This window comes from Streptomyces sp. NPDC001351 (assembly GCF_042896045.1).
In the GTDB taxonomy this organism is placed as follows: Bacteria; Actinomycetota; Actinomycetes; order Streptomycetales; family Streptomycetaceae; genus Streptomyces.
Genome location: NZ_JBIAWS010000003.1, coordinates 121,748 through 142,515 on the forward strand (window position 1 = coordinate 121,748; position 20,768 = coordinate 142,515).

At 71.5% G+C, this 20,768-nt stretch carries 14 protein-coding genes; 7 read left to right on the top strand and 7 right to left on the bottom strand.

Annotated features, from left to right (window positions below):
- The 6 genes from pstA to pstB all read left to right on the top strand — a co-directional run bounded on the left by pstA (position 1) and on the right by pstB (position 9,384).
- Entirely contained in the window at positions 1–1,233 is a 1,233-nt protein-coding gene (pstA, locus tag ACFY1U_RS10920; protein ID WP_390693792.1) for a phosphate ABC transporter permease PstA, read from the top strand.
- On the top strand, positions 1,233–2,885 hold the full coding sequence (gene pstS / locus ACFY1U_RS10925; protein ID WP_390693793.1) for a phosphate ABC transporter substrate-binding protein PstS: 1,653 nt from the start codon (positions 1,233–1,235) through the stop codon (positions 2,883–2,885). The genes pstA and pstS overlap by 1 nt, the downstream gene beginning before the upstream one ends.
- On the top strand, positions 2,882–5,488 hold the full coding sequence (locus ACFY1U_RS10930) for a hypothetical protein (protein ID WP_390693794.1): 2,607 nt from the start codon (positions 2,882–2,884) through the stop codon (positions 5,486–5,488). Before pstS ends, ACFY1U_RS10930 begins: the two co-directional genes overlap by 4 nt.
- A gap of 116 nt (positions 5,489–5,604) precedes the next feature.
- A complete protein-coding gene (locus ACFY1U_RS10935) occupies positions 5,605–7,587 on the top strand; it encodes an Ig-like domain repeat protein (protein WP_390693795.1) in 1,983 nt (660 codons plus the stop codon).
- 80 nt (positions 7,588–7,667) lie between these two features.
- Positions 7,668–8,558: a sortase gene (locus ACFY1U_RS10940; RefSeq protein WP_390693796.1), complete on the top strand. Its 891-nt coding sequence runs from the start codon at positions 7,668–7,670 to the stop codon at positions 8,556–8,558.
- Positions 8,559–8,595: 37 nt separating this feature from the next.
- Positions 8,596–9,384, top strand: a complete 789-nt coding sequence (pstB, locus tag ACFY1U_RS10945; RefSeq protein WP_390694505.1) for a phosphate ABC transporter ATP-binding protein PstB — start codon at positions 8,596–8,598, stop codon at positions 9,382–9,384.
- A 77-nt stretch (positions 9,385–9,461) separates the two neighbouring features.
- Here the strand turns inward: pstB and ACFY1U_RS10950 are convergent, their stop codons facing one another.
- The 3 genes from ACFY1U_RS10950 to ACFY1U_RS10960 all read right to left on the bottom strand — a co-directional run bounded on the left by ACFY1U_RS10950 (position 9,462) and on the right by ACFY1U_RS10960 (position 12,783).
- The gene (locus ACFY1U_RS10950; RefSeq protein ID WP_390693797.1) at positions 9,462–11,252 is read right to left on the bottom strand and encodes an ABC transporter ATP-binding protein; all 1,791 of its coding nucleotides are present in this window, start codon (positions 11,250–11,252) and stop codon (positions 9,462–9,464) included.
- A gap of 79 nt (positions 11,253–11,331) precedes the next feature.
- Positions 11,332–11,505: a hypothetical protein gene (locus ACFY1U_RS10955; protein ID WP_365844067.1), complete on the bottom strand. Its 174-nt coding sequence runs from the start codon at positions 11,503–11,505 to the stop codon at positions 11,332–11,334.
- A gap of 45 nt (positions 11,506–11,550) precedes the next feature.
- On the bottom strand, positions 11,551–12,783 hold the full coding sequence (locus ACFY1U_RS10960) for a cupin domain-containing protein (protein WP_390693798.1): 1,233 nt from the start codon (positions 12,781–12,783) through the stop codon (positions 11,551–11,553).
- Between the two features lie 235 nt (positions 12,784–13,018).
- Between ACFY1U_RS10960 and ACFY1U_RS10965 the strand changes: the two genes are divergently transcribed.
- Entirely contained in the window at positions 13,019–14,911 is a 1,893-nt protein-coding gene (locus ACFY1U_RS10965; protein ID WP_390693799.1) for a propionyl-CoA synthetase, read from the top strand.
- 69 nt (positions 14,912–14,980) lie between these two features.
- On the opposite strand, the gene ACFY1U_RS10970 is transcribed toward ACFY1U_RS10965, so the two are convergent.
- The 4 genes from ACFY1U_RS10970 to ACFY1U_RS10985 all read right to left on the bottom strand — a co-directional run bounded on the left by ACFY1U_RS10970 (position 14,981) and on the right by ACFY1U_RS10985 (position 20,597).
- Positions 14,981–15,877, bottom strand: a complete 897-nt coding sequence (locus ACFY1U_RS10970; protein ID WP_390693800.1) for an intradiol ring-cleavage dioxygenase — start codon at positions 15,875–15,877, stop codon at positions 14,981–14,983.
- Positions 15,874–16,929 carry a maleylacetate reductase gene (locus tag ACFY1U_RS10975; RefSeq protein ID WP_390693801.1) on the bottom strand — a complete coding sequence of 352 codons (1,056 nt, stop codon included), beginning with the start codon at positions 16,927–16,929 and terminating at the stop codon, positions 15,874–15,876. Before ACFY1U_RS10975 ends, ACFY1U_RS10970 begins: the two co-directional genes overlap by 4 nt.
- A gap of 2 nt (positions 16,930–16,931) precedes the next feature.
- The gene (locus tag ACFY1U_RS10980) at positions 16,932–18,722 is read right to left on the bottom strand and encodes an FAD-dependent oxidoreductase (RefSeq protein ID WP_390693802.1); all 1,791 of its coding nucleotides are present in this window, start codon (positions 18,720–18,722) and stop codon (positions 16,932–16,934) included.
- 924 nt (positions 18,723–19,646) lie between these two features.
- A complete protein-coding gene (locus tag ACFY1U_RS10985; protein ID WP_390693803.1) occupies positions 19,647–20,597 on the bottom strand; it encodes a helix-turn-helix domain-containing protein in 951 nt (316 codons plus the stop codon).
- Positions 20,598–20,768 lie beyond the last annotated feature (171 nt).

Below are 20,768 nucleotides of genomic sequence, written 5' to 3' on the forward strand. Positions count from 1 at the left end.
ATGACCGTCGACACCGTCGTGGAAGAGACCGCGCCCGCCGTCGAGGCGACTTCCGCGGACCTCATCGACCGCCCTCGCCGCATCGGCGGCGCCACCCGTTCCGGCGTCCTCTCCCTCTGCGGAGCCGCCGCCTCCGGCCTCTGCATCACCCTGCTCCTCTTCGGCCGACTCGCCCCGTTCTCCGGCGCGTTGGGCTTCGTCGTCACCGCCTACGTCGCCTTCCTCGCCGTCTACGCCGTACTCACCGGCCTGGAGGAGGATGCTCAGGCGGTACGGGACCGGGTGATGACGGTCGTGCTGTGGACGGCGGCCGTGCTGCTGTTCTCGGGCCTCGCCCTGGTCGTCGGCTTCACGGCCTGGCGGGGGCGCGAGGCGCTGCCGCACGGCAACTTCTTCACCCAGGACATGCAGGCGGCGGGCCCGCTGGACCCGCTCACCGACGGCGGCATCGCCCACGCGATGCTCGGCACCCTCATCATGATCACGATCGCGCTGGCGATCACGGTGCCGCTCGGGCTGGCCTGCGCGGTCTACCTCACCCAGATACCGGGTCGCTTCTCCCGGTTCGTCCGGACGATCGTCGAGGCGATGACCGCGCTGCCGTCGATCGTCGCGGGTCTGATGGTGTACGCGATCTGGATCCTCGGACTCGGCATGCAGAAGTCGGGGCTCGCGGCCGGGTTCGCGATCAGCGTGATGATGCTGCCGATCGTGATCCGGGCGGCAGACGTGGTGCTGCGCCTGGTACCCGGCACGCTGACGGAGGCCGCCGAGGCGCTGGGCGCCCCGCGCTGGCGGACGGTGTGGCACGTGGTCCTGCCGACCGCCCGCTCCGGCCTCGCGACCGCCGTCATCCTCGGCACCGCACGCGGTATCGGCGAGACGTCACCGGTGCTGCTCACCGCCGGCTTCACCGCCGCGCTCAACGCCGACCCGACGAGCGGCCCGATGATCTCGCTCCCCCTGGCCGTCTTCAACTTCGTCAAGTCCCCGCAGCCCACGATGATCGCGCGCGGCTTCGGCGCGGCGGCGGTGCTGATGGCCCTGGTCCTGGTCCTCTTCGTGATCGCCCGGGTGATCGGCGGCCGCGGACCGGGCCACCAGAGCAGGCGCCAGGCCCGCCGAACGGCCCGCGCCTCACGCCGGGACCTGGAGCGGTTCGCCGAACTGCACGCTCCGGCCCCGCAGTTGTTCGCCACCGAGCAGACCGACGACCCCGGAGACAGCCACTGATGTCCAGCCCCGTCATCAACGCCCTGCGCCGGCTGGGCATCCTGGCCGTGCTCCTGAGCACCCTCACCGGCATCCTCGTCACCCCCGCCGCCGCCGACAGCTACACCCCCATCGCGGGAGCCGGCTCCACCTGGGCGGAGAACGCCGTCGACGAGTGGCGCCGGGCCGTCAACCAGTACGGCATGCGCATCTCGTACGCCGGTACGGGCTCCTCCGACGGCCGCCGCCAGTTCCTCAGCGGCACCGTCGACTTCGCGGTCTCGGACATCCCGTTCCAGACCCACCCCACCGACGGCAGCGCGGCAGAGCGCCCCGGCGCGGGCTCGTACGCCTACATGCCCATCGTGGCGGGCGGCACCGTCTTCATGTACCACCTGACGGTCAACGGCCAGCGGGTCACCAACCTGCGTCTGTCCGGAGACGTCGTCACAAAGATCTTCACGGGGGTCATCAAGACCTGGGACGACCCGGCCGTCAAGGCCGACAACCCCGGCCTCCAGCTGCCCCATCGCCAGATCGTGCCCGTCGTCCGCTCGGACGGCTCGGGCTCCACCGCCCAGTTCACGATGTGGATGGCCAACCAGCACAAGGCGCTGTGGCAGGCGTACTGCGGGCGGGTCGGCCGTTCGGGGGCGTGCGGGCAGACCTCGTACTACCCGACCGTCTCCGGCATGATCGCCCAGTCCGGCGACCTGGGTGTGGCCGGTTATGTCGCACAGAACTACGGCGAGGGCGCGATCGGTTACGTCAACTACTCCTACGCCCTCAACGCGCACTATCCGGTCGCCAAGGTCCTCAACCACGCCGGCTACTACACCGAGCCGACCCCGCAGAACGTGGCCGTCTCGCTGCTCAAGGCGAAGATCAACACCGACAAGAGCTCCCCGGACTACCTCACCCAGCAGCTCGACGGCGTCTACAACGACAGCGACCGGCGCAACTACCCGCTGTCCAGCTACTCGTACATGATCCTGCCGCTGAAGGTGCAGGGCACCTTCACCCAGGCCAAGGGCAAGACGCTCGGCGCGTTCTCCTACTACTTCATGTGCCAGGGCCAGCAGCAGGCGCCCGACCTCGGCTACTCGCCGCTGCCGATCAACCTGGTGCGGGCCGGCTTCGACCAGATCCGCCGTATCCCGGGTGTGCGGACGCAGAACATCAACATCAAGGGCTGCAACAACCCGACCTTCACCGCCGACGGCCGCAACAAGCTCGCCGAGACCGCCCCCTACCCGGCGGCCTGCGACAAGCAGGGCGCCGCGCCCTGCACGACGGGCAGCGGGGGCGCCAAGTCCGGTAGTGGCAGCGGAGGTTCGGGCGGCGGCGCGGGCGGGTCCTCCGGCGGCAGTGCGGCGGGCGGCGGCTCCGCCGCGGGTGGTACGGCAGCGGGCGGCGGTTCCGGCGCGGGCGGGCAGCCGTCCGTCGACCCCGACACCGGCCAGACCCTCACGGCCGACGGCACCGGGGGCGGCTCCGCCACCGCGGGCGGCACCGTCGCCCTGGCCCAGCCCGTCGCGGTCGCCGGACGCAGCGGCTGGACAAGCACACAGACGCTGATGGTGCTCGCCGCGTTCCTGGTCCTCGGCCTGGTCCTGCTGCCCTCGGTGGTCTCCCGGATGATCCGGCGCGCCTCGGACGGGGGCTCCCGATGAACCGCCTACGACGTCTGCTCCTGCGTGTCGTCGCCGGCACCGCCGTCGGCGCGCTCGCCGGGTTCGCGGTCGCCCAGTCCGCGCCGCCCGCGACGGCCGCGGACGCCGGATCCGCCGTCACCGTGTCGGGGCGCGGCGAGTTCAAGGACATGAAGTTCACCGTCGGCCAGACCAGGCACCTCACCAGCCAGGCCGTCACGGTCTCCTGGACGGGCGGCACCCCGACCACGTTCGCGGGCACGCTGTTCAACACCGACTTCGTGCAGATCATGCAGTGCTGGGGAGACGACGACGGCACGGTCCCGTCCAACCCCGGGCCGCCCCGCACCCAGTGCCAGTACGGTGCCTCCCCGACCACCGGCCGGGGCAGCTGGCCCGGCAACGACTACGACGACACCCGCCAGGTCTTCTACAGCGCCGAACCCACCAACTACGGCCAGGACGACCGGTACGGGGCGACCAACCCCAACGCTCCGGGCGAGGTCCCCTTCAAGCCGGTCAGCGGCGCCACCGTCACCAGCAACACCCAGAACAACCCCTACTTCAGCCGCAACACCACCAACGAGGTCGACTTCGCCCGCACCGGCGCCGACGGCAGCGGCACGGAGAACTTCGAGGTGCAGACCGCCAACGAGGCCCCCCATCTCGGCTGCGGCGAGCCGGTGAAGACGAACGGCGTCACCAGGCCCCGCTCCTGCTGGCTGGTGATCGTGCCGCAGGGCCACCTCGACCTGGACGGCAAGCCGTACGCCGACCACAGCCAGGTCAACGCGGGCTCCCCGGTCTCCTCCACCAACTGGAAGAACCGCGTCGCCATCCCCCTGGACTTCAACTCGGTCGGCACCAACTGCGCCCTCGGCGCGAAGGAACGCCCCACCGCGGGCAGCGAGCTGGCCGCCGACGCGATGACCAGCTGGCAGACGGCCCTGTGCCCGACCGGACGGGTGTACGGCTACACCGAGCTGGGCGAGCCCGACACCCGCGCCCGGCTGGGCAACGACGGCTCCTCCGGACTGGCCTTCACCACCCGGGCGTTGGGCGCCGACGCGGGCACGACCGCCCCAAGTGACAGCACCGTGTACGCGCCCACCGCACTCTCGGGCACCGTCATCGGCTTCACCATCGAACGCCGGCCCAGGGCCGGCGCCTCCGCGGCGACGCAGCGGCTCGCCGGAAGCAAGGTCACCTCCCTCGACCTCAACCCCCGGCTGGTCGCCAAACTGCTCACCGAGTCCTACCGGAACTCCCCCTGGGGAGCGGTCGTCGGCTCCACCGCCGCCAAGGGCTACGGCTGGGCGAAGAACAACCCGGCGGGCCTGGCGAGCGACCCCGAGTTCATCGCGCTCAACCCCGAGTTCGCCGAGCTGTCGGTCGCCGAGACCCCGGCCACCGACACCGACCTGCTCACCTCGCTCGGCCACAGCGACTCGGCCCGCGCCGTCTGGCAGTGGATCGTCGCCGACAAGGACGCCCGCAACTTCCTCGCGGGGGTGTCCGACGACTGGGGCATGCGGGTCAACCCGTACTTCTCCACCAACGCGGACCTGAACCCGACCGGTTTCGCCTTCACCCCGGCCGGCACCGACACCTACCCGAAGAGCGACCCCTGGTGCACGATCCCGCCGGGCACGGGGGCCACCGAGAAGCAGTGCATGATCGACTTCCATCCGTACGTGCCGGACATGCACGCCGGCGCACTGCACACCCTGCGCGCCGACAGCCTGTGGAAGGCGAACTGGGACCCGCTGTCGAGCCCGCCCGCGTTCAAGACCCCCGGCCCGCAGACCGTGGGCTCCCGGTTCATGATCACGATCACGGACGCGGCCTCGGCCGCCCGGTACGGCCTGCAGACCGCACGACTGCTCAACGCGGCGGGCAGGTTCGTGGCGCCGACGACCGCCTCCCTGACCACCGCCGCGAAGAGCGCCTCCGGCAAGGACGTCGCCGAGATCACCCCGTCGAACACCAAGGCGAAGGGCGCCTACCCGCTGGCCCAGCTGGTCTACGCGGCCCTCCGTCCGGCCAAGCTCGAGGCCGACGCCCGCAAGGACTACGCGGCCCTGCTCACCTACGCGGCCGGCAGCGGACAGATCAGCGGCGCCGACCCTGGCCGCCTGCCCGCCGGGTACGCCCCGCTGTCCAAGGCCCTGCGCACCCGCACGGCCCACGCGGCCGCCGCGCTGCTGCACTACACCGGTCCCTCCGCCGGCGCCGGGGGAGCCGCCGGGCACGGCGGGACCGGCGGCTCCGGCACCATCGGCACGGGCGCGAGCGGAAGCGGCTCCGCCGGTACGGCGGCAGGCGGTACGGGCGCCGGTTCGGGCGGCGCGAGTGCCACGCCGAGCGCGCAGGCGTCGTACGGCGGCGGGAAGGCCGTACAGACCACGGCCGCAGGCCAGACGCCCGCCGACCCGGCCAACCCCCTGCGCTACGCCGTTCCCGTCGGTGCCGCCCTCGGCGCCGTGGCCGGCGCGGGCGCCCCCTTCGCCGGCGGAAGCCGGCTGCGGCTGCCGCTGCGGGTGCCGCTCCCGGGCGGCCGCACGGTGACCGTCGTACCCGGGCTCGCCCTGCCGGAGCGGCTGCGCAGGCTGCTGCGGCCTTGAGAACGGGCGCCGAAGTGCGCCCCCACAGACGGCCGTCCGCCCCGAAAGGCAGTCGGGGCGGACGGCCGGTACCACCTTGCCAGATCCTCCCCTTCGCACAGTCACGGAGACTCTCGATGCGCAGAACGCGCTCCACGGCGACGCTGGTCGCCGCCGCGGTGGTGGCCGGCGGCCTGGCTCTCGCGAGCCCGGCGTACGCCGACCCGACCCCCGCCGGGACCTTCCGCCAGCTCGTCGGCGTGGGCTCCGACACCACCCAGGACGTGCTCAACGCCCTCGCCGGCGACACGGTCAACGGCAAGGGCTACGCCGCGACCGCCGTGAAATCGGCGTCCGGCGCGGGCGTCGCCTCCTACGACGCGATCGGCTCCGCCACGATCCAGACCCGCACGGCCGGGCCGTCCTTCACCCGGCCCAACGGCTCCGGCGCGGGCCGGCAGGCGCTCAGCGCGTCGCTGGACGGTGACAAGTTCCCCAACGGCGACGGTGTCGCCATCACCGGCCAGGTCGACTTCGCCCGCTCCTCCAGCGGCCCGACCAACTCCGGCACCGCACTGACCTACATCCCCTTCGCGCGGGACGCGGTCGGTGTCGCCGTGCGCGGCTCGGGCCTGGACACCCTGTCCGCCGACCAGCTGCACGACATCTACAAGGCCGGCGGCGTGCGCACGCTGAACGGCCAGACCCTGCACCCGGTCCTCCCGCAGGCCAACTCCGGTACCCGCAAGTTCTTCCTCGCGGCGATCGGCCTGGACAGCAACACCGTCGACACGTCCCTGCCGACCGTCCAGGAGAACCAGGCGAACGCCGCCCTCACCCAGGACGGCACCCTCGTCCCGTTCTCCGTGGGCAGCTGGATCGCGCAGATCAACGGCATCGCCCCGGACTACAGCAAGGACGCGGTCGCCGCCGGCGCCCACCTGGCCAGTATCCAGCTGCCGGGCGACACGGGCGCCACCAGCCCGGTCACCACGGTGAACGGCAAGCTGGTCCCGGTCTCCGGCTACTACGAGAACGCCACCTTCGGCCGCGACGTCTACAACGTCGTCCCGACCCGGGCCATCGACACCACCAGCGTCTTCTTCGACAAGGACCTCTACGACGTCTTCGTCACCAGCGGCGGCCACACCGCGGACGTGGCCTCCGACAGCGCCGAGCAGGTCATCTCGGACTTCGGCTTCCTGAACGAGTCGTACAACGGCTCGGTCAACCTGGCCAAGCACGCCAAGCAGGGCGGCCTGGAGAACGCGGGCGCCAACCTGGCCACTCCGGGCGCGCCCACCCTGAAGGCGACCCCGGGCGACACGAGCCTCAAGCTCAGCTGGACCGCACCGAACCCGGCCCCGGCCAACCCGGTCACCGACTACCGCGTCACGCTGAAGGACGCGGACGGCGCCGTCGTCGCCACCAAGGACGTCCCGGCGGCCACGACGACGTACAGCTTCACGGGGCTGGCACTCGGCAACTACACCGCCACCGTGACCGCCGCGAACGTCAACGGCCTGGGCACGGACGCCACGTGGACCGGCTCGGTCAAGTACACCAGCACCACGAGCGCCGCCGTCGCCACGACCCCGTACGGCAAGGCCCCGAAGGTCGCCGTCACCGTCACCGACAGCCACGGGGTCGTCCCCAGCGGAACGGTGACCGTGAAGGAGGGCACCACGGTCCTCGGCACCGGCACCCTGAACACCTCCGGCAAGGTCACCATCGCCCTGTCGAACCACCTCAAGGTCGCCACGCACACGCTGACCGTCTCCTACGCGGGCAACGGCAAGCTGTACTCGTCCTCGGCGACGGCCACCCTGAAGGTCACCAAGGCGACCGCGTCCATCACCACCACGGCGCCCACCTCGGTGAGCCACACCTCGCAGGCCAAGGTCACCGTCAAGGTCACCGCGACCGGCACCACGCCGGGCGGCACCGTGAAGATCTACGAGGGCACCAAGGTGATCGCCACCGGCACCCTGAGCGGCGGCAAGGTGACCCTCACCCTGCCGAAGCTGAGCCGCGGCACGCACACCCTGCACGCCTTCTACGCGGGCTCCTCGACGGTCGCCGCCAAGTCCGGCGCCACCTTCACCATCAAGTCCACCTGATCCACCTCCCACCGGGCTGCCGGGGAGGGCCCCTCCTCCCCGGCAGCCCCCTTCCAACCTCGCAAAGGAGGCGGGCCGCCGTGACGGTCGCCGTACCCCTCACGCTCACGCGCGTCCGGAGCGTCACCGTGGTCCGCCACCTCGCCCGGGGCAGCCTGCTCAGCCTGGCCGCCCTGCTGCTCGGCATCACCGCACAGCTGCTGCTGGTCAGCGGCATCCAGGAACACTCCGCGCAGCACGCCGCGTTCGACGAGCTGCGCGGTCAACTCGCCCTGGGCACCGCCCCGGTGGCCCAGACCGACCAGCAGGGCAGACTGCTCGCCCCCGGCACTCCCGTGGCGATCGTCGACGTCCCCCGGCTGGGGATGACCCAGGTCGTCCTCGAAGGCACCGACTCCTCGGTCCTGACCGACGGCCCGGGCCACCGCCGGGACACCCCGATGCCCGGCCAGTCCGGCACCAGTGTCCTGATGGGCCGTGCCGCGGCCTACGGCGGCCCCTTCGGGAGGCTCGGCTCGCTCACCGCGGGCGACAGGGTCACGGTGATCACCGGGCAGGGCAGGGCGACGTACCAGGTCCTCGACGTACGACGGGCCGGTGACCCGGCGCCCGCCGCCGCGCCCGCCGGCAAGGGCCGCCTGGTCCTGGTCACCGCCACCGGTGCCCGCTTCGTGCCGGCCGGCGTCCTGCGCATCGACGCCGACCTGGTCTCCGCGCCCTTCCAGACCCCGCCGGCGGTGATCCGCTCCGGCACCCTCCCCGACTCCGAGGAGCCGCTGGCCCGTCCCTCCGGGGTGCCGTGGCCGCTGGTGATGTGGCTTCAGGCGCTGCTGCTCGCCGCGGTGGCCGCCGTATGGGCCTGGCACCGCTGGGGCCGCCACCAGACATGGATCGTCTTCACCCCGGTCGTCGCGGTGCTGGGCCTCCAGGTCGCCACACGTATGACCGAACTCCTGCCCAACCTGTTGTGAGGTGACCGACGTGACCGACACGATCGTCCTGCCGGCGGTGCAGACCGCCGCCCCCGCCACTCTCGAAGCCCGGGCCGTCTCGGCCTGGTTCGGCAGCCACCAGGTGCTCAGCCGGGTGTCGCTGACCATGCCCGCGGGCCGGGTGACCGCGCTGATCGGCCCGTCCGGCTGCGGCAAGTCGACCTTCCTGCGCACGCTCAACCGCATGCACGAGCTGATCCCGGCGGCGCAGTTCGGCGGCGAGGTGCTCTTCGAGGGCGAGGACATCTACGACCCGTCCTGGCGCCTGACGGACGCCCGCCGCCGCATCGGCATGGTCTTCCAGAAGCCCAACCCCTTCCCCGCCATGTCGATCTACGACAACGTGGTGGCGGGCCTGCGCCTGACCGGCCGCCGTGCGGGGCGCCGCGAGAAGGACGAGCTGGTCGAGGAGTCCCTGTCCCGGGCCGGCCTGTGGAAGGAGGTCCACGACCGGCTCCGCAAGCCCGGCGGCGCGCTCTCCGGCGGCCAGCAGCAACGCCTGTGCATCGCAAGGGCATTGGCGGTACGCCCCCGAGTCCTTCTGATGGACGAGCCGTGCTCGGCCCTCGACCCCACCTCCACCCGCCGCGTCGAGGAGACGATCCAGGAACTCGCCGGCGAGGTGACGGTCGTCATCGTCACCCACAACATGCAGCAGGCCGCCCGCGTCTCCCAGCAGTGCGCCTTCTTCCTCGCCGAACAGGGCACCCCCGGCGGAATCGTGGAGGCGGGCCCCACGGAGGACATCTTCGGCACCCCACAGGACCAGCGCACGGCGGACTATGTGTCGGGCCGCTTCGGCTGACGTCCTTCTCCGACATGGGCTCCTAGTCACGTCACGGCACACCGTTCGCGAACCGGAGTTCTGCGGCTCGTTGCGTCCTACACCAAGGTGTCCGACGCGGCGTCTTGATCGCGTGCGGACCGAGCCAGTGCGGCGTAACGTCCGCCGAGGGCGAGGAGTTCGGGGTGGGTGCCGCGTTCGACGATGCGGCCCTGGTCGAGGACGACGATCTGGTCGGCGTGGCGCACGGTCGAGAGGCGGTGCGCGATGGTGATGGTCGTGCGTCCGGCGGCCAGGCGGTCCAGCGCCTCCTGGACCGCCCGCTCGGTGCGGGTGTCCAGCGCGCTGGTGGCCTCGTCGAGCACCAGCACCCGGGGGTCGCGCAGCAGCACGCGGGCGATGGCCAGCCGCTGCTTCTCGCCGCCGGAGAATCGGTACCCCTGCTCGCCCACGACGGTGTCGTAGCCCTCCGGCAGGCTTTCCACCAGGTCGTGGAGCTGCGCCGCGCGCGCCGCGGCGGCCAGTTCCCCGTCGGTGGCGCCCGGGCGTGCGGCGCGCAGATTGTCCGCGATGCTCGCGTGGTAGAGGAAGGTGTGCTGGGTGACCACGCCGACGGTGGCGGTGAGGGTGGCCAGGCTCAGCTCGCGGACGTCGACGCCGTCGATGCTGACCCGGCCGGCGACCGCGTCGTACAGGCGCGGCACGAGGTGGCCGAGAGTGGTCTTTCCGGCGCCCGTGGCGCCCACGACCCCCAGGTGGGTGCCGGGCGGGAGATCCAGATCGATGTCGCGCAGCACCGTGCGCTCCCCGTAGGCGAAGCGGACGCCCTCAAGGCGGACATGACCGAGCGGGCGAGGCAGCGGCACCGGCCGCGCGGGCTCCGGGACGTCCACCGGCAGGTCCAGGTATTCGAAGACGCGCTCGAAGAGGGAGAGGGAGCTCTGCACGGCAACTCCGGTCTGGAGCAGCTGCACCGAGGGCGCGAAGAGCGACTGCTGCAGGGAGGTGAAGGCCACCAGTGTGCCGACGGAGAGCGCGGGCACCCCGTGTGACGCGGTGAGACCGGCCAGCCAGTAGATGGTGATCGGCATGGCGAACATGATCAGTTGGATCACCGACTGCCGCCACCGCCCAGCCATGCTGGAGCGGATGGTCAGATCGGTGAGGCGCTCCGACTCGAGCGAGAACTGCTCGGTGAGTGCTGCCCGGCGGCCCAGCACCCGGCCGAGCAGGAAGCCGTCGACCGAGAGCGACTCCTGGACCAGCGAGGAGAGCGTGGCGAGCTGCCCCTGGCGGCGGCGGGTGATCGCCCGCCGTTCCGCACCGACCGATCGGCTGATCCAGACGAAGACGGGCAGCATGGCCAGCGATGCGCAGCTCAGACGCCAGTCAAGGACGACCATCGCCACGAGCGCCGAGACCAGAGTGGTGACCGAGCCGACGGTGCTCACGGCCACGGTGGTCACGGTCTGGCTCATGCCACCCACGTCGTTGGCGATCCGGGACTGGATCTCACCGGTGCGGGTGCGGGTGTAGAAGGCCAGGGACATGCGTTGCAGGTGGGTGTAGACGGCCCCGCGCAGGTCGTTCATCAAGCGCTGGCCGACCGTCAGCGTCAGATAGGACTGGACGACGCCTGCCGCGGATCCGAGGGCGGCGAGGACGAGCATCCCGCCCGCCAGAGCCGTCAGAAGCCCCGTCCGCCCCTGCGGCAGGGCCACGTCCAGCAACTCGCGGAGCATCAGCGGTGGTGCCAGCGCCAGCACCGAGGACCCGGTGACGATCAGCAGGACCACGGTGAGCCGCCCGGTGTACGGGCGGAAGAGCCCGGCAACGCGGCGCGCCGAGACGCGCGGCGCCGGCTCTGCCGGCGGTGTCCGAGTCTGCATGGTCCCCCTTCCTGTCCGGCGTGCGCGGAGCCGGGGCCGCGCGGGTTGCGCGGCCCCGGCCCTCACCCGTACGACCAGGTCACTTCTTGTGGTCCCACAGGTCCCAGTCGTCGTCGTCCCCTATGTCGCCGTCGAAGTTCCCGTCGGGGTGGTCACTGTTGCCGGGGGTCCCTGACCCTCCGTCGTTGAACGGCCGGACGACCGTGCCCGCGTGCAGCACCCGGATGTCTTCGGGATCGAGCGATGTCGCCATGGTTTTTCACCTCCTCTCACAAGGCCATGACAGTGCGTCACTGTCTTAGGCGAGGGTGAGGAATCCCTCGCGGACCAGGGTCCGCACCAGCAGAAGGCGCCCCGGTCCGTCCAACTCACCGCGGATGTCGGCCGCGGTGAACCCCGCTCCGCCGCTCTGCGCCACGTAGCGCACTTCGGGCTCCACATGCGCGGGCAGCTGCACGGTCTTGCCGTGGAAGTCCAGGTTGACCAGCTCGCCGTCGACGCCCAGCCGGAACGGCAGCCCGGCCCGCCGGCGCACCTTCGTGTCGGTCTCCACCTCGGCCTGGTGCTCCAGGTCGGCCAGATGACCGAGCAGGTCCGGCGGGCTCAGCACCAGCGAACGCGCCAGGGACGCCTCCACCAGCTCCTGAGGCCGCAGCCGCTCGGCCAGCGCCGCGACCAGGTGGGCCGCGGTCTCCTGCGCCGTGCGCTGTGCCTCCTCGTCCCAGCCGAAGCCGAGCGGCAGCCCGTGGCGGAAGCGGACATCGGCGTGGGCCGCGCCGCGCATCGCCTCCTCCAACACGTCGTGCCACAGGATCGGGTGCACGCCCAGCGTCATGTGGACAGAGGTCCGGTCGTTCGAGGTGCCCGCGTGCAGGGTGCCCCGCGGCAGATAGAGCACGTCGCCGTCGCACAGGTCGAACTCCTGGAGCGGCTCCGTCGGCTCGGGCAGCGACTTGTTGTGCGGCTGGCTGCCCAGCGGCAGGTCCAGCGGGGCCCCGAAGAGCTGCCACCGCTTGCTGCCGTGCACCTGACAGATGAAGACGTCGTGCGTGTCGTAGTGCGGCTTGAAGCCGCGGTTCCCCGCGGGCGTCACATAGATGTTGGCCTGGATGCGCGCGGTGATCTCGGTGCCCAGTGCGTAGGCCAGCTGACGCAGTGGCGCGAAGCGCCGCTCGAGCGCATTGACGACCACGGTGGAGCCCTCCCGGTAATGCTGGTAGAGGACCTCCAGGCCGTGCGCGCCGCCCTCACCCCGGCGGGAGTTGAGCTGGTTGACGGGCGTCTCCTTGCCGTCCCGTACGACCCGGAAGTCGCCGTCGCGGACATTGGAGAGCGACAGGACCCGGTCCATGTCGGCCAGAGTCAGCAACTCCGCGAAGTAGCCCGGCGCACCCCGGCTGACGAGGAGCGGCTGCCGGGCCCAGTACTCCTGCCGGAAGGTCTCCTCATCCACCGGATCGATCAGTCGCGCGAGCGTGAACCCGTCCCGTACCGCGGAGGTCCCGTCCACACCGTCACCGTGCAGTGCCATCAGCCCATCCCCCTCACTTCTCGGCAGTACCAGGACCGTAGGTGCGGCGTTCGCAGGGCAGTACCTGAGAGTTCTCAGGGTCCGTGCCCACCTCGGCGCGTGGGCCGAACCGAATGTGGAGGCAAGGCGGGTTCTGCTGGCCGCGCGGGACATGCTGACGATAGAAAAAACCTGCGCCGACAGCAGTTCCGCACGCCGTTGCCCACCTGCCCCCGATGCCACCAAGGAGTGCGCAATGGGAACGTACGAGGATCTCTTCCGCTCCAGTACCGAAGACCCGGAGGGCTTCTGGCTGAGGGCCGCGGAGGGCATCGACTGGGATGTCGCTCCGCAACGCGCCCTGGACTCCTCCGGTGCACCCTTCCACCGGTGGTTTCCCGACGGGCGGCTCAATGTCTGCTTCAACGCGCTCGACCGGCACGTCGAGGCCGGCCTGGGCGATCAGCCCGCGCTCGTCCACGACTCCCCCGTGACCGGCACGCGGCGCACCTACACGTACGCGCAGTTGAGGGACGAGGTGGCGGCCTTCGCCGGAGGGCTCTCGCGGCTCGGCGTGGGGCACGGCGACCGGGTGGTCATCTATATGCCGATGATCCCGGAGGCGGCCATCGCGATGCTGGCCTGCGCCCGCATCGGTGCCATTCACTCGGTCGTCTTCGGCGGGTTCGCGCCGCCCGAACTCGCCGTCCGCATCGACGACGCCGCCCCGAAGGTGGTCGTCACCGCCTCCTGCGGCATCGAGGGCAAGCGGGTCATCCCGTACAAGCCGCTGCTGGACCGCGCGATCGAACTCGCCGGACACCGGCCGGAGAAGTGTGTGATCGTGCAACGGCCTCAGGAGCGGGCCGAGTTGGGGCCGGACGATCTCGACTGGGCCGACGTGGTCGCCACCGCGACGCCTGCCGGCTGCGTACCGGTGGCCGCGACGGACCCGCTCTACATCCTCTACACGTCCGGAACGACCGGGAAGCCGAAGGGAGTTGTCCGCGACTGCGGCGGCTACGCGGTGGCCCTGCACTGGTCGATGGGCGCCGTGTACGACATCGGGCGGGGCGAGACCATGTTCACCGGCTCAGACGTGGGCTGGGTGGTCGGGCACTCGTACATCGTCTACGGGCCGCTGCTGGCCGGCGCCACGACCGTGCTGTACGAGGGCAAGCCGGTCGGCACTCCGGACGCGGGCCAGTTCTGGCGCGTCGCCGCCGAGTACGGCGTCAAGACGATGTTCACCGCGCCGACTGCCTTCCGGGCGATCAGGAAGGAGGACCCCAAGGGGGCCCTCGCCGCGGAGTACGACCTCTCCCGCCTGCGCTGCCTCTTCCTCGCCGGCGAGCGGCTCGACCCCGAGACCTACCACTGGGCGAGCGCCCTCCTCGGCATCCCGGTGATCGACCACTGGTGGCAGACGGAGACCGGCTGGCCCATCGTCGCCAACCCGGTCGGCATCGAGGCCGCCCCGGTCAAACCCGGCTCGCCCACCCGTCCGCTGCCGGGCTGGGACGTCCGCGTCCTGGACCCCTCGGGGCAGCCCGCGCCGCCCGGCGTCGACGGCGCGATCGTCGTCAAACTGCCCCTGCCGCCCGGAGCGTTGCCCACCCTCTGGAACGACGACGAGCGCTTCATCGGCTCCTATCTCTCCGCCTTCGACGGCTACTACCTCACCGGCGACAGCGGGCACATCGACGCCGACGGCTATGTGTTCGTCATGGGCCGCACCGACGACGTCATCAACGTCGCCGGACACCGGCTGTCCACCGGCAGCATGGAAGAGGTCCTGGCCACCCATCCCGACGTCGCCGAATGCGCCGTCATCGGTGTCGCCGACCCCCTCAAGGGTCAGATCCCGCGCGGCCTCGTCGTCCTGAAGGCGGGCGCCGTCCGCGAACCGGCCGAGGTCGAGGCCGAACTCGTGCAGCTCGTGCGCGAACAGATCGGCGCCGTCGCCTCCCTCAAGGACGTCGCCGTCGTACCGGCCCTGCCCAAGACCCGCTCCGGAAAGATCCTGCGCAAGACCATGCGTGGCATCGCCGACGGCCTGGACGAGCCCATCCCCTCCACGGTGGACGACCCCAACGTCATCGAGGACCTGCGCCCTGTGCTGCGCCGCGACCCCGGTCATGGCTCTTGAACGACCCCGCAGCCTGGCGGCGGCGGGGTCGTCGTGGCCAGGCGGCGAGGAGGTCGTCGCGGACCCGGGTCATCCGCGCCCGTCGGCAGGGGCGAGGACGATGTCGAAGCGGACCTGTGTCCAGGTGCCGTCGACGACCCGTCCGTCCGGTGTCGGCGTGCCCGCCGGACGCCGGTCGAAGTCCTTGACCAGGGACTCCTTGACGCCGAAGACCGTGTCGGAGTCGAGCAGTTCGTCGCCCCGGACGAAGATGTGTGTGACGAGGGTTCGGCACTCGGGCGCCTCGACCATGAAGTGCAGATGCGAGGCCCGCATCGGCGAGCGGCCGGTCGCCGCCAGCATCGCGCCCACGGGTCCGTCGTGCGGGATCGGGTACGGCGTCGGTGTGACGCCCCAGAAGCGGTAGCTCCCGTCGGCCTCCGTGAACAGGTGCGCGCGGGCGGCCACCCGGTCGTCGTCGTACTGGACGTCGTAGAACCCGTCCTCGTCCGCCTCCCACACCTCGATCTTCGCCCCGGCGATCGGGTTGCCGTCGGCGTCGGAGACGGTCCCCTCGACCCAGCAGGGCTCGCCGGCGGCCCCGAAGGACATGTCCCCGCCCGGCTCGATCCCCGGAGAGCCCTCGACGAAGAAGGGGCCGAAGACGGTGGCCTCGGTGGCGTCGCCGTAGGCCTCGTTGTTGATGGCGATCGTCTGCATCGACGCCCCGAGCGTGTCGGAGAGCAGGATGAACTCCTGGCGCTTGTCGTCGGTCAGATGGCCGACGGCGGTGAGGAACTCGATGCCCTTGTTCCACTCCTCCTCGGTGAGGCGGACGTCGCGCAGGAAGGCGTGCAAATGCTTGACGATGGCCTGCATCAGCTCCTTCAGACGGGGGTCCTGGCAGGCGTCGAAGGAGCGTTGGACGCGCGCGATCAGGTCTTCCTCCCGGGCCGCCTGCTCGGAAGACACATCGTGGAGCGTCATACGGGGTCACTTCCTTCCCAGGCCGCGCGCAACAGCGCGGTGAGGTTCTCCTCGGTGACAGCAGTGGGGTTGCCGGCCGGGACGGCGGCCAGGACGGGGGCGACCGCGCGGGCGATGCCGTCCTCGGGCATGCCGTAGTCGCGCAGTGCGCGCGGGGCGTGGAGCGTCTCGCGCAGTGCGGCGAGTCCCGCCACCGCCGTCGGGCTGCCGAAGGCCTCGGCGACGCGCCGCTCGGTCTCCGGTACGGCCGGGGCGTTGAAGGCGAGCACATGCGGCAGCACCACCGCATGGGTCTGGGCGTGCGGGAGGTTGAACATGCCGCCCAGCACATGGCAGATCTTGTGGTGCAGACCCGAGCCGGCCGAGGCGAAGGCGACGGCGGCCAAATAGGCGCCGTACAAGGTCTGTTCGCGCCCTTCCAGACCGGTGGGGTCGGCGGTCACGGCGGGCAGACCCTGGGCCAGCGCGTGGATGCCCTCGGCGGCCAGGGCCCGGTCGATCGGGTCGGCGCGCGGCCCCCACATGGAGTCGACGCAGTGGGCCAGGGCGTTGAGTCCGCTGGCCACGGACATCTCCACCGGCAGGCTCGACAGCAGCGAGGCGTCGTAGACGATCGAGCGCGGCAGGACCCGCGGGTCGACCCCGGTCGTCTTCACCTCGCCCTCGGTCAGGCCCCAGACGTTCGTCGCCTCGGAACCGGCGTACGTGGTGGGGACGGCCACGATCGGCAGGCCGGTCGTCAGTGCCACCGCCTTGGCCAGGCCGGTCGTCGAGCCGCCGCCGACACACACCAGCGCGTCCACGGCACCCTCCGTGGCGGCCTTGCGGGCGCGCTCGGCGACGTCGACCGGGACATGCATGACGACCTCGTCGTGGCGCACCGCCACCGGCAGGTCCGCGGCGAGGCGGTCGGCGAGGGCCGCCTCCGCCGGTGCGGCGACGAGCATCACCCTCGTCGCCTTCAGCGCGGCCACCTCGGCGGCCACGGCGGCCGGCGCCGCGCCGGGGGCGAAGACGACCCGCTGCGGCAGGGTCTCGTGGATGAACCGCACGGTCACGCCTTTCCGAGGAGCTGGGCGAGGGCGCCGCGCAGGGTCGCCTCGGGGTCGTCGGCGAGGCTCATCGAGCGCCAGGCGACGTGTTTGTCGGGGCGCACCAGAATCGCGCCGGACTCCTCGACCTCGCGCAGCTTGGCCCAGTCGTAGTAGAGGTCCGTCACCTCGCGGCCGGGGCCGATCACCACGGTGTCGAGCGGGATGCCGAGGTCCTGCGCGACCTTCTCGGCGGCAGGGGCCCAGTCCTCACCGGCGATGCCCGTGAGCAGGGTCCAGCGGGTGTACGGCGCCAGGTCCATCAGGGCGAGCTTGGTGACGTTGTCGCCGACCCAGGCGTGCGGGAGGTGCGCACCGGGGCTGGTCGACATGACGTGGTACAGGTCCTCGTCCCTGCTCGGGGCGGGGCGGGTGCCGTCGGAGACGACGGCGGCGGACTCGTAGAACTGGCCGAGTTCGACGCCGTGCGCGTTGAACTCGTAGTTCTTGGTCTCCATCGCCGCCACCAGTGCGGCCCGCTTGGCCGCGCCCTCGGGGGTGTTGGCCTTGCGCTCCTCGATCAGGGCCCGCATCTCGTCCTCGTCCTTGGCTTCGAGGACGCCGAGGGCCTGGAAGAGGTCGACGAACTCGCGGCTGGACTTGTTGGCGCGGGTGACGATCCGCTTCGCGACGGGCGCACGCTCCGCCGAGTACGTCTCCAGCAGCGACGGGTCGGCCTGTCCGCGCAGCACGGCCGCGAGCTTCCAGGCCAGGTTGTAGGAGTCCTGGACGCTGGTGTTCGAGCCCAGGCCGTTGCTCGGCGGGTGGCGGTGGATGGCGTCGCCCGCGCAGAAGACACGGCCCTTGTGCAGGTGGGTGGCGTACATCTCGTTGTTGCCCCAGAGGCTGGTGCCGGTGATCTCGACCTCCAGGTCCGGGATGCCGAGCAGCTGGCGCACGATGCGGATCGCCTCGGTCTCGTCGACCACGGGGGGCTCGGAGTCGATGTCGTAGCCCCACACGATGAGCCACTCGTTCCACGGGCGGACCATCCGGACCAGGCCGGCGCCGATGCCGCCGACGTTGGCGCCCGGCTGGATCACCCAGTACAGGACCGAGGGCCGGTGGCCGACGTAGGACGCGATGTCGGCCTTGAAGGTGATGTTCATCGAACCGGCGATGTCCATCGCGCCCTCGTAGGGCAGGCCGATGTCCTCGGCGACCCGGGAGCGGGCACCGTCGGCGCCGATGAGGTACTTCGCCCGGATGCCGTACTCCTGGCCGGTGAGCCGGTCACGGACCCGGACGGTGACGCCCGTGCCGTCCTGCGTGTGCGAGAGGTACTCCGTGGAGAAGCGGGTCTGGGTGCCGCGGACGGTGGCGTTCTTGACGAGGATCGGTTCGAGATAGGTCTGCGGGATGTCGACGGTGAGGCAGGGCGAGGCCAGCCGGTAGTCCGCCTCCCGGTCGGGCCGGGTGCCCCAGGTGTGGATACGGCCGATCTCCTCGCCCGCGATGGAGGTGCAGAAGACGGTGTCGCCGACGAGGTCATGGGCGGTGGCGTCGGCCAGCACCTGGTCCTCGATCCCCATGTCGCGGAAGATCTCCATCGCCCGCTGGTTGGTGATGTGCGCCCGGGGCGTGTTAGCGGTCCACCGGTATTTGGTGATCACGATGTTGTCGATCCCCAGGGTCGACAGGAACAGCGCCGCCGAGGCACCGGCCGGGCCGGAGCCGACGATCAGCACATCGGTCTCGACGTGCGCCGATGTCGGGAGTTCGGTCTCTCGCTGACCGTCGTTGAACTCGGGCATGGGCCCTCTCGCCTTCTTCTCGCGGTGCTTTGAAGGCAGCCTGCCCCCGGCCGCGACCGCAACGGCCGGGACGGGGTGGAGGACGGCCGAAATCCGTATGCCGCGGCGTTTCGAGGGCGCCGGCGGGCGAGCGACGGACTGCTCTTGCGGTGGCGGTGTCGTGGTCCGCGGTGACGCGGGCGAGGGTGTGGCCGCGGCCGGTCGGATGGACGGCGAGGGCCTCGACCGCTCGGCGGAGAGTGGGATGAGGGTCAGCCGGCGGGTCGGCGGGCGGTAGAAGATCGCTTGGGTCTCCCCCGCCGGCTCCGGTAGGCCGAAGAGGACGGCTCCTGGGATGAAGGCGCCCGGTCGGGTTCGCCACTTCTCCAGCGTGGTGAGCGGCGTGTTGTGCAGTGCGGGGCGCGAGCGGAGAAGGTCTCCGGCGCGGGCGAGGAAGTCGTCGATGTCCGTCGACGTCTTGGGTGAGGTGCCAGGCGTCCGGGCGCATGGTTCGTGATCCCGGATGTACTCGGCTCGGGGCAGCGCTCTGCTCGGAGATGCACCGTCACCACCACTGGCGCACGGGCGACTTGCACGATCAGCTCCTCCGGCCCGGCCACCACGACGTGACCGGTCAAGGGGCGCCGGCCCCGGTCACCGTCCACCGTGACGCGCGCGCGACACACTGGGGCAGGGCGTGAGCCAGGGCCGCTCGAAGTGCACGGCCCTCACCCACCGCCGGCGGCAGGCGCGCACCCGGCAACGGTCCGAGCAGTACACCGCAGCCTTCGACCGCTCCGCCCTCACCGTCCACGAGTGCCCGCACACCGGGCACTCCGCCTGCGCTCCCCGCTCTCGGCAATACCGCCGACCCGTCCCTCCGACCCCCACAACCCAGATCATCCATCTGTGCCCACGTCACGGTCAGCGATCAAAAACACCTCCTCACTCCCGCTGTGCAGCCGTACGGCGCAACTCGCCCGCGGTGATGCCGAAGCGGGCGTGGAAGGTCTGCGAGAAGTGGGCGAGCGAGCTGAATCCGCAGCTGGTCGCCACGGTCGCCGTGCGCAGCTCGGTGGCGTCCGGCCCGGTCAGCAGGCCGTGGGCGGCTTCGAGACGCCGGCCGAGCACATAGCGCGGGAACGTCGTGCCCGCGTCGGCGAAGACGCGGGTGAGCTGACGGACGCTGATGCCGACCGCGTCTGCGACCTCGGGGGCCGACAGGCGAGGATCGTGCAGTCGGTCCTCGACGAGGGCGCAGGCTAGCGCGCGATGGACGACGGGCGGGCGCGTGGCCCCGTCGCTCACGAGCACGGACGCGAGGTCGACGAGTGCCTGCTCGTCGGGCCGGGTCGCGCCCTCGACACGGACGGCGCGTCCGACGAGGCGGGCGAGGGCGCGGCCGTACGGGTTGCTCTCGTCACGCCGGACGATGAGCGGTTCCCCGACGTGTACACCGTCCGGCAGCGCACCGCGGTCCACGCGCACCGCCAGTTCGTCCAGGCCCTGCGCGAACCCGCGGACGAAGCTGCCGTCCGCGTCGCAGACCAGGACGTCGCCGGGGCGGACGACCTGCCGCCGGCCGCCCTGCTGGAACAGGGCCTCCCCGCGCAGGGAGACGTAGATCGCGACGGACCCCGTGGGCCGCCGTTCGATGAGGTCGGCGGGACGCTCGACCACGTGCGCCGTGGTGCGCACCCGCGCCAGATGCACCCGCCCCAGGTCGAGGTTGTCCTCACGCGCCCGGAAGTCCGTGCCGTCCTGTGTGCGGCACATCACGGCGATCAGGGCGTCGGCGTTGTGTTCCTCCCAGGCCCGCAGCCGCTCCGCAGGCGCGAGGCGTGCCGTCGAGAACGCCTGCGCCGGGCGGGGCGTCGCTGCGGGTGCCGGGTGCATGGTTCAGAGCGTAGGACCGCGATCCCGGGTTCCCAACCCGTCTGGCCAGGAAGGTGAGGAAACGAGCCTCGATGCCGCACCGCACGGAGTGATCACCTGCGCTCGGCTCCGGGCCCGACCGAACCGACCCCCGTTGATGCCGGCGGCCCCTTCGCCGCGGCCGGGGTCGTC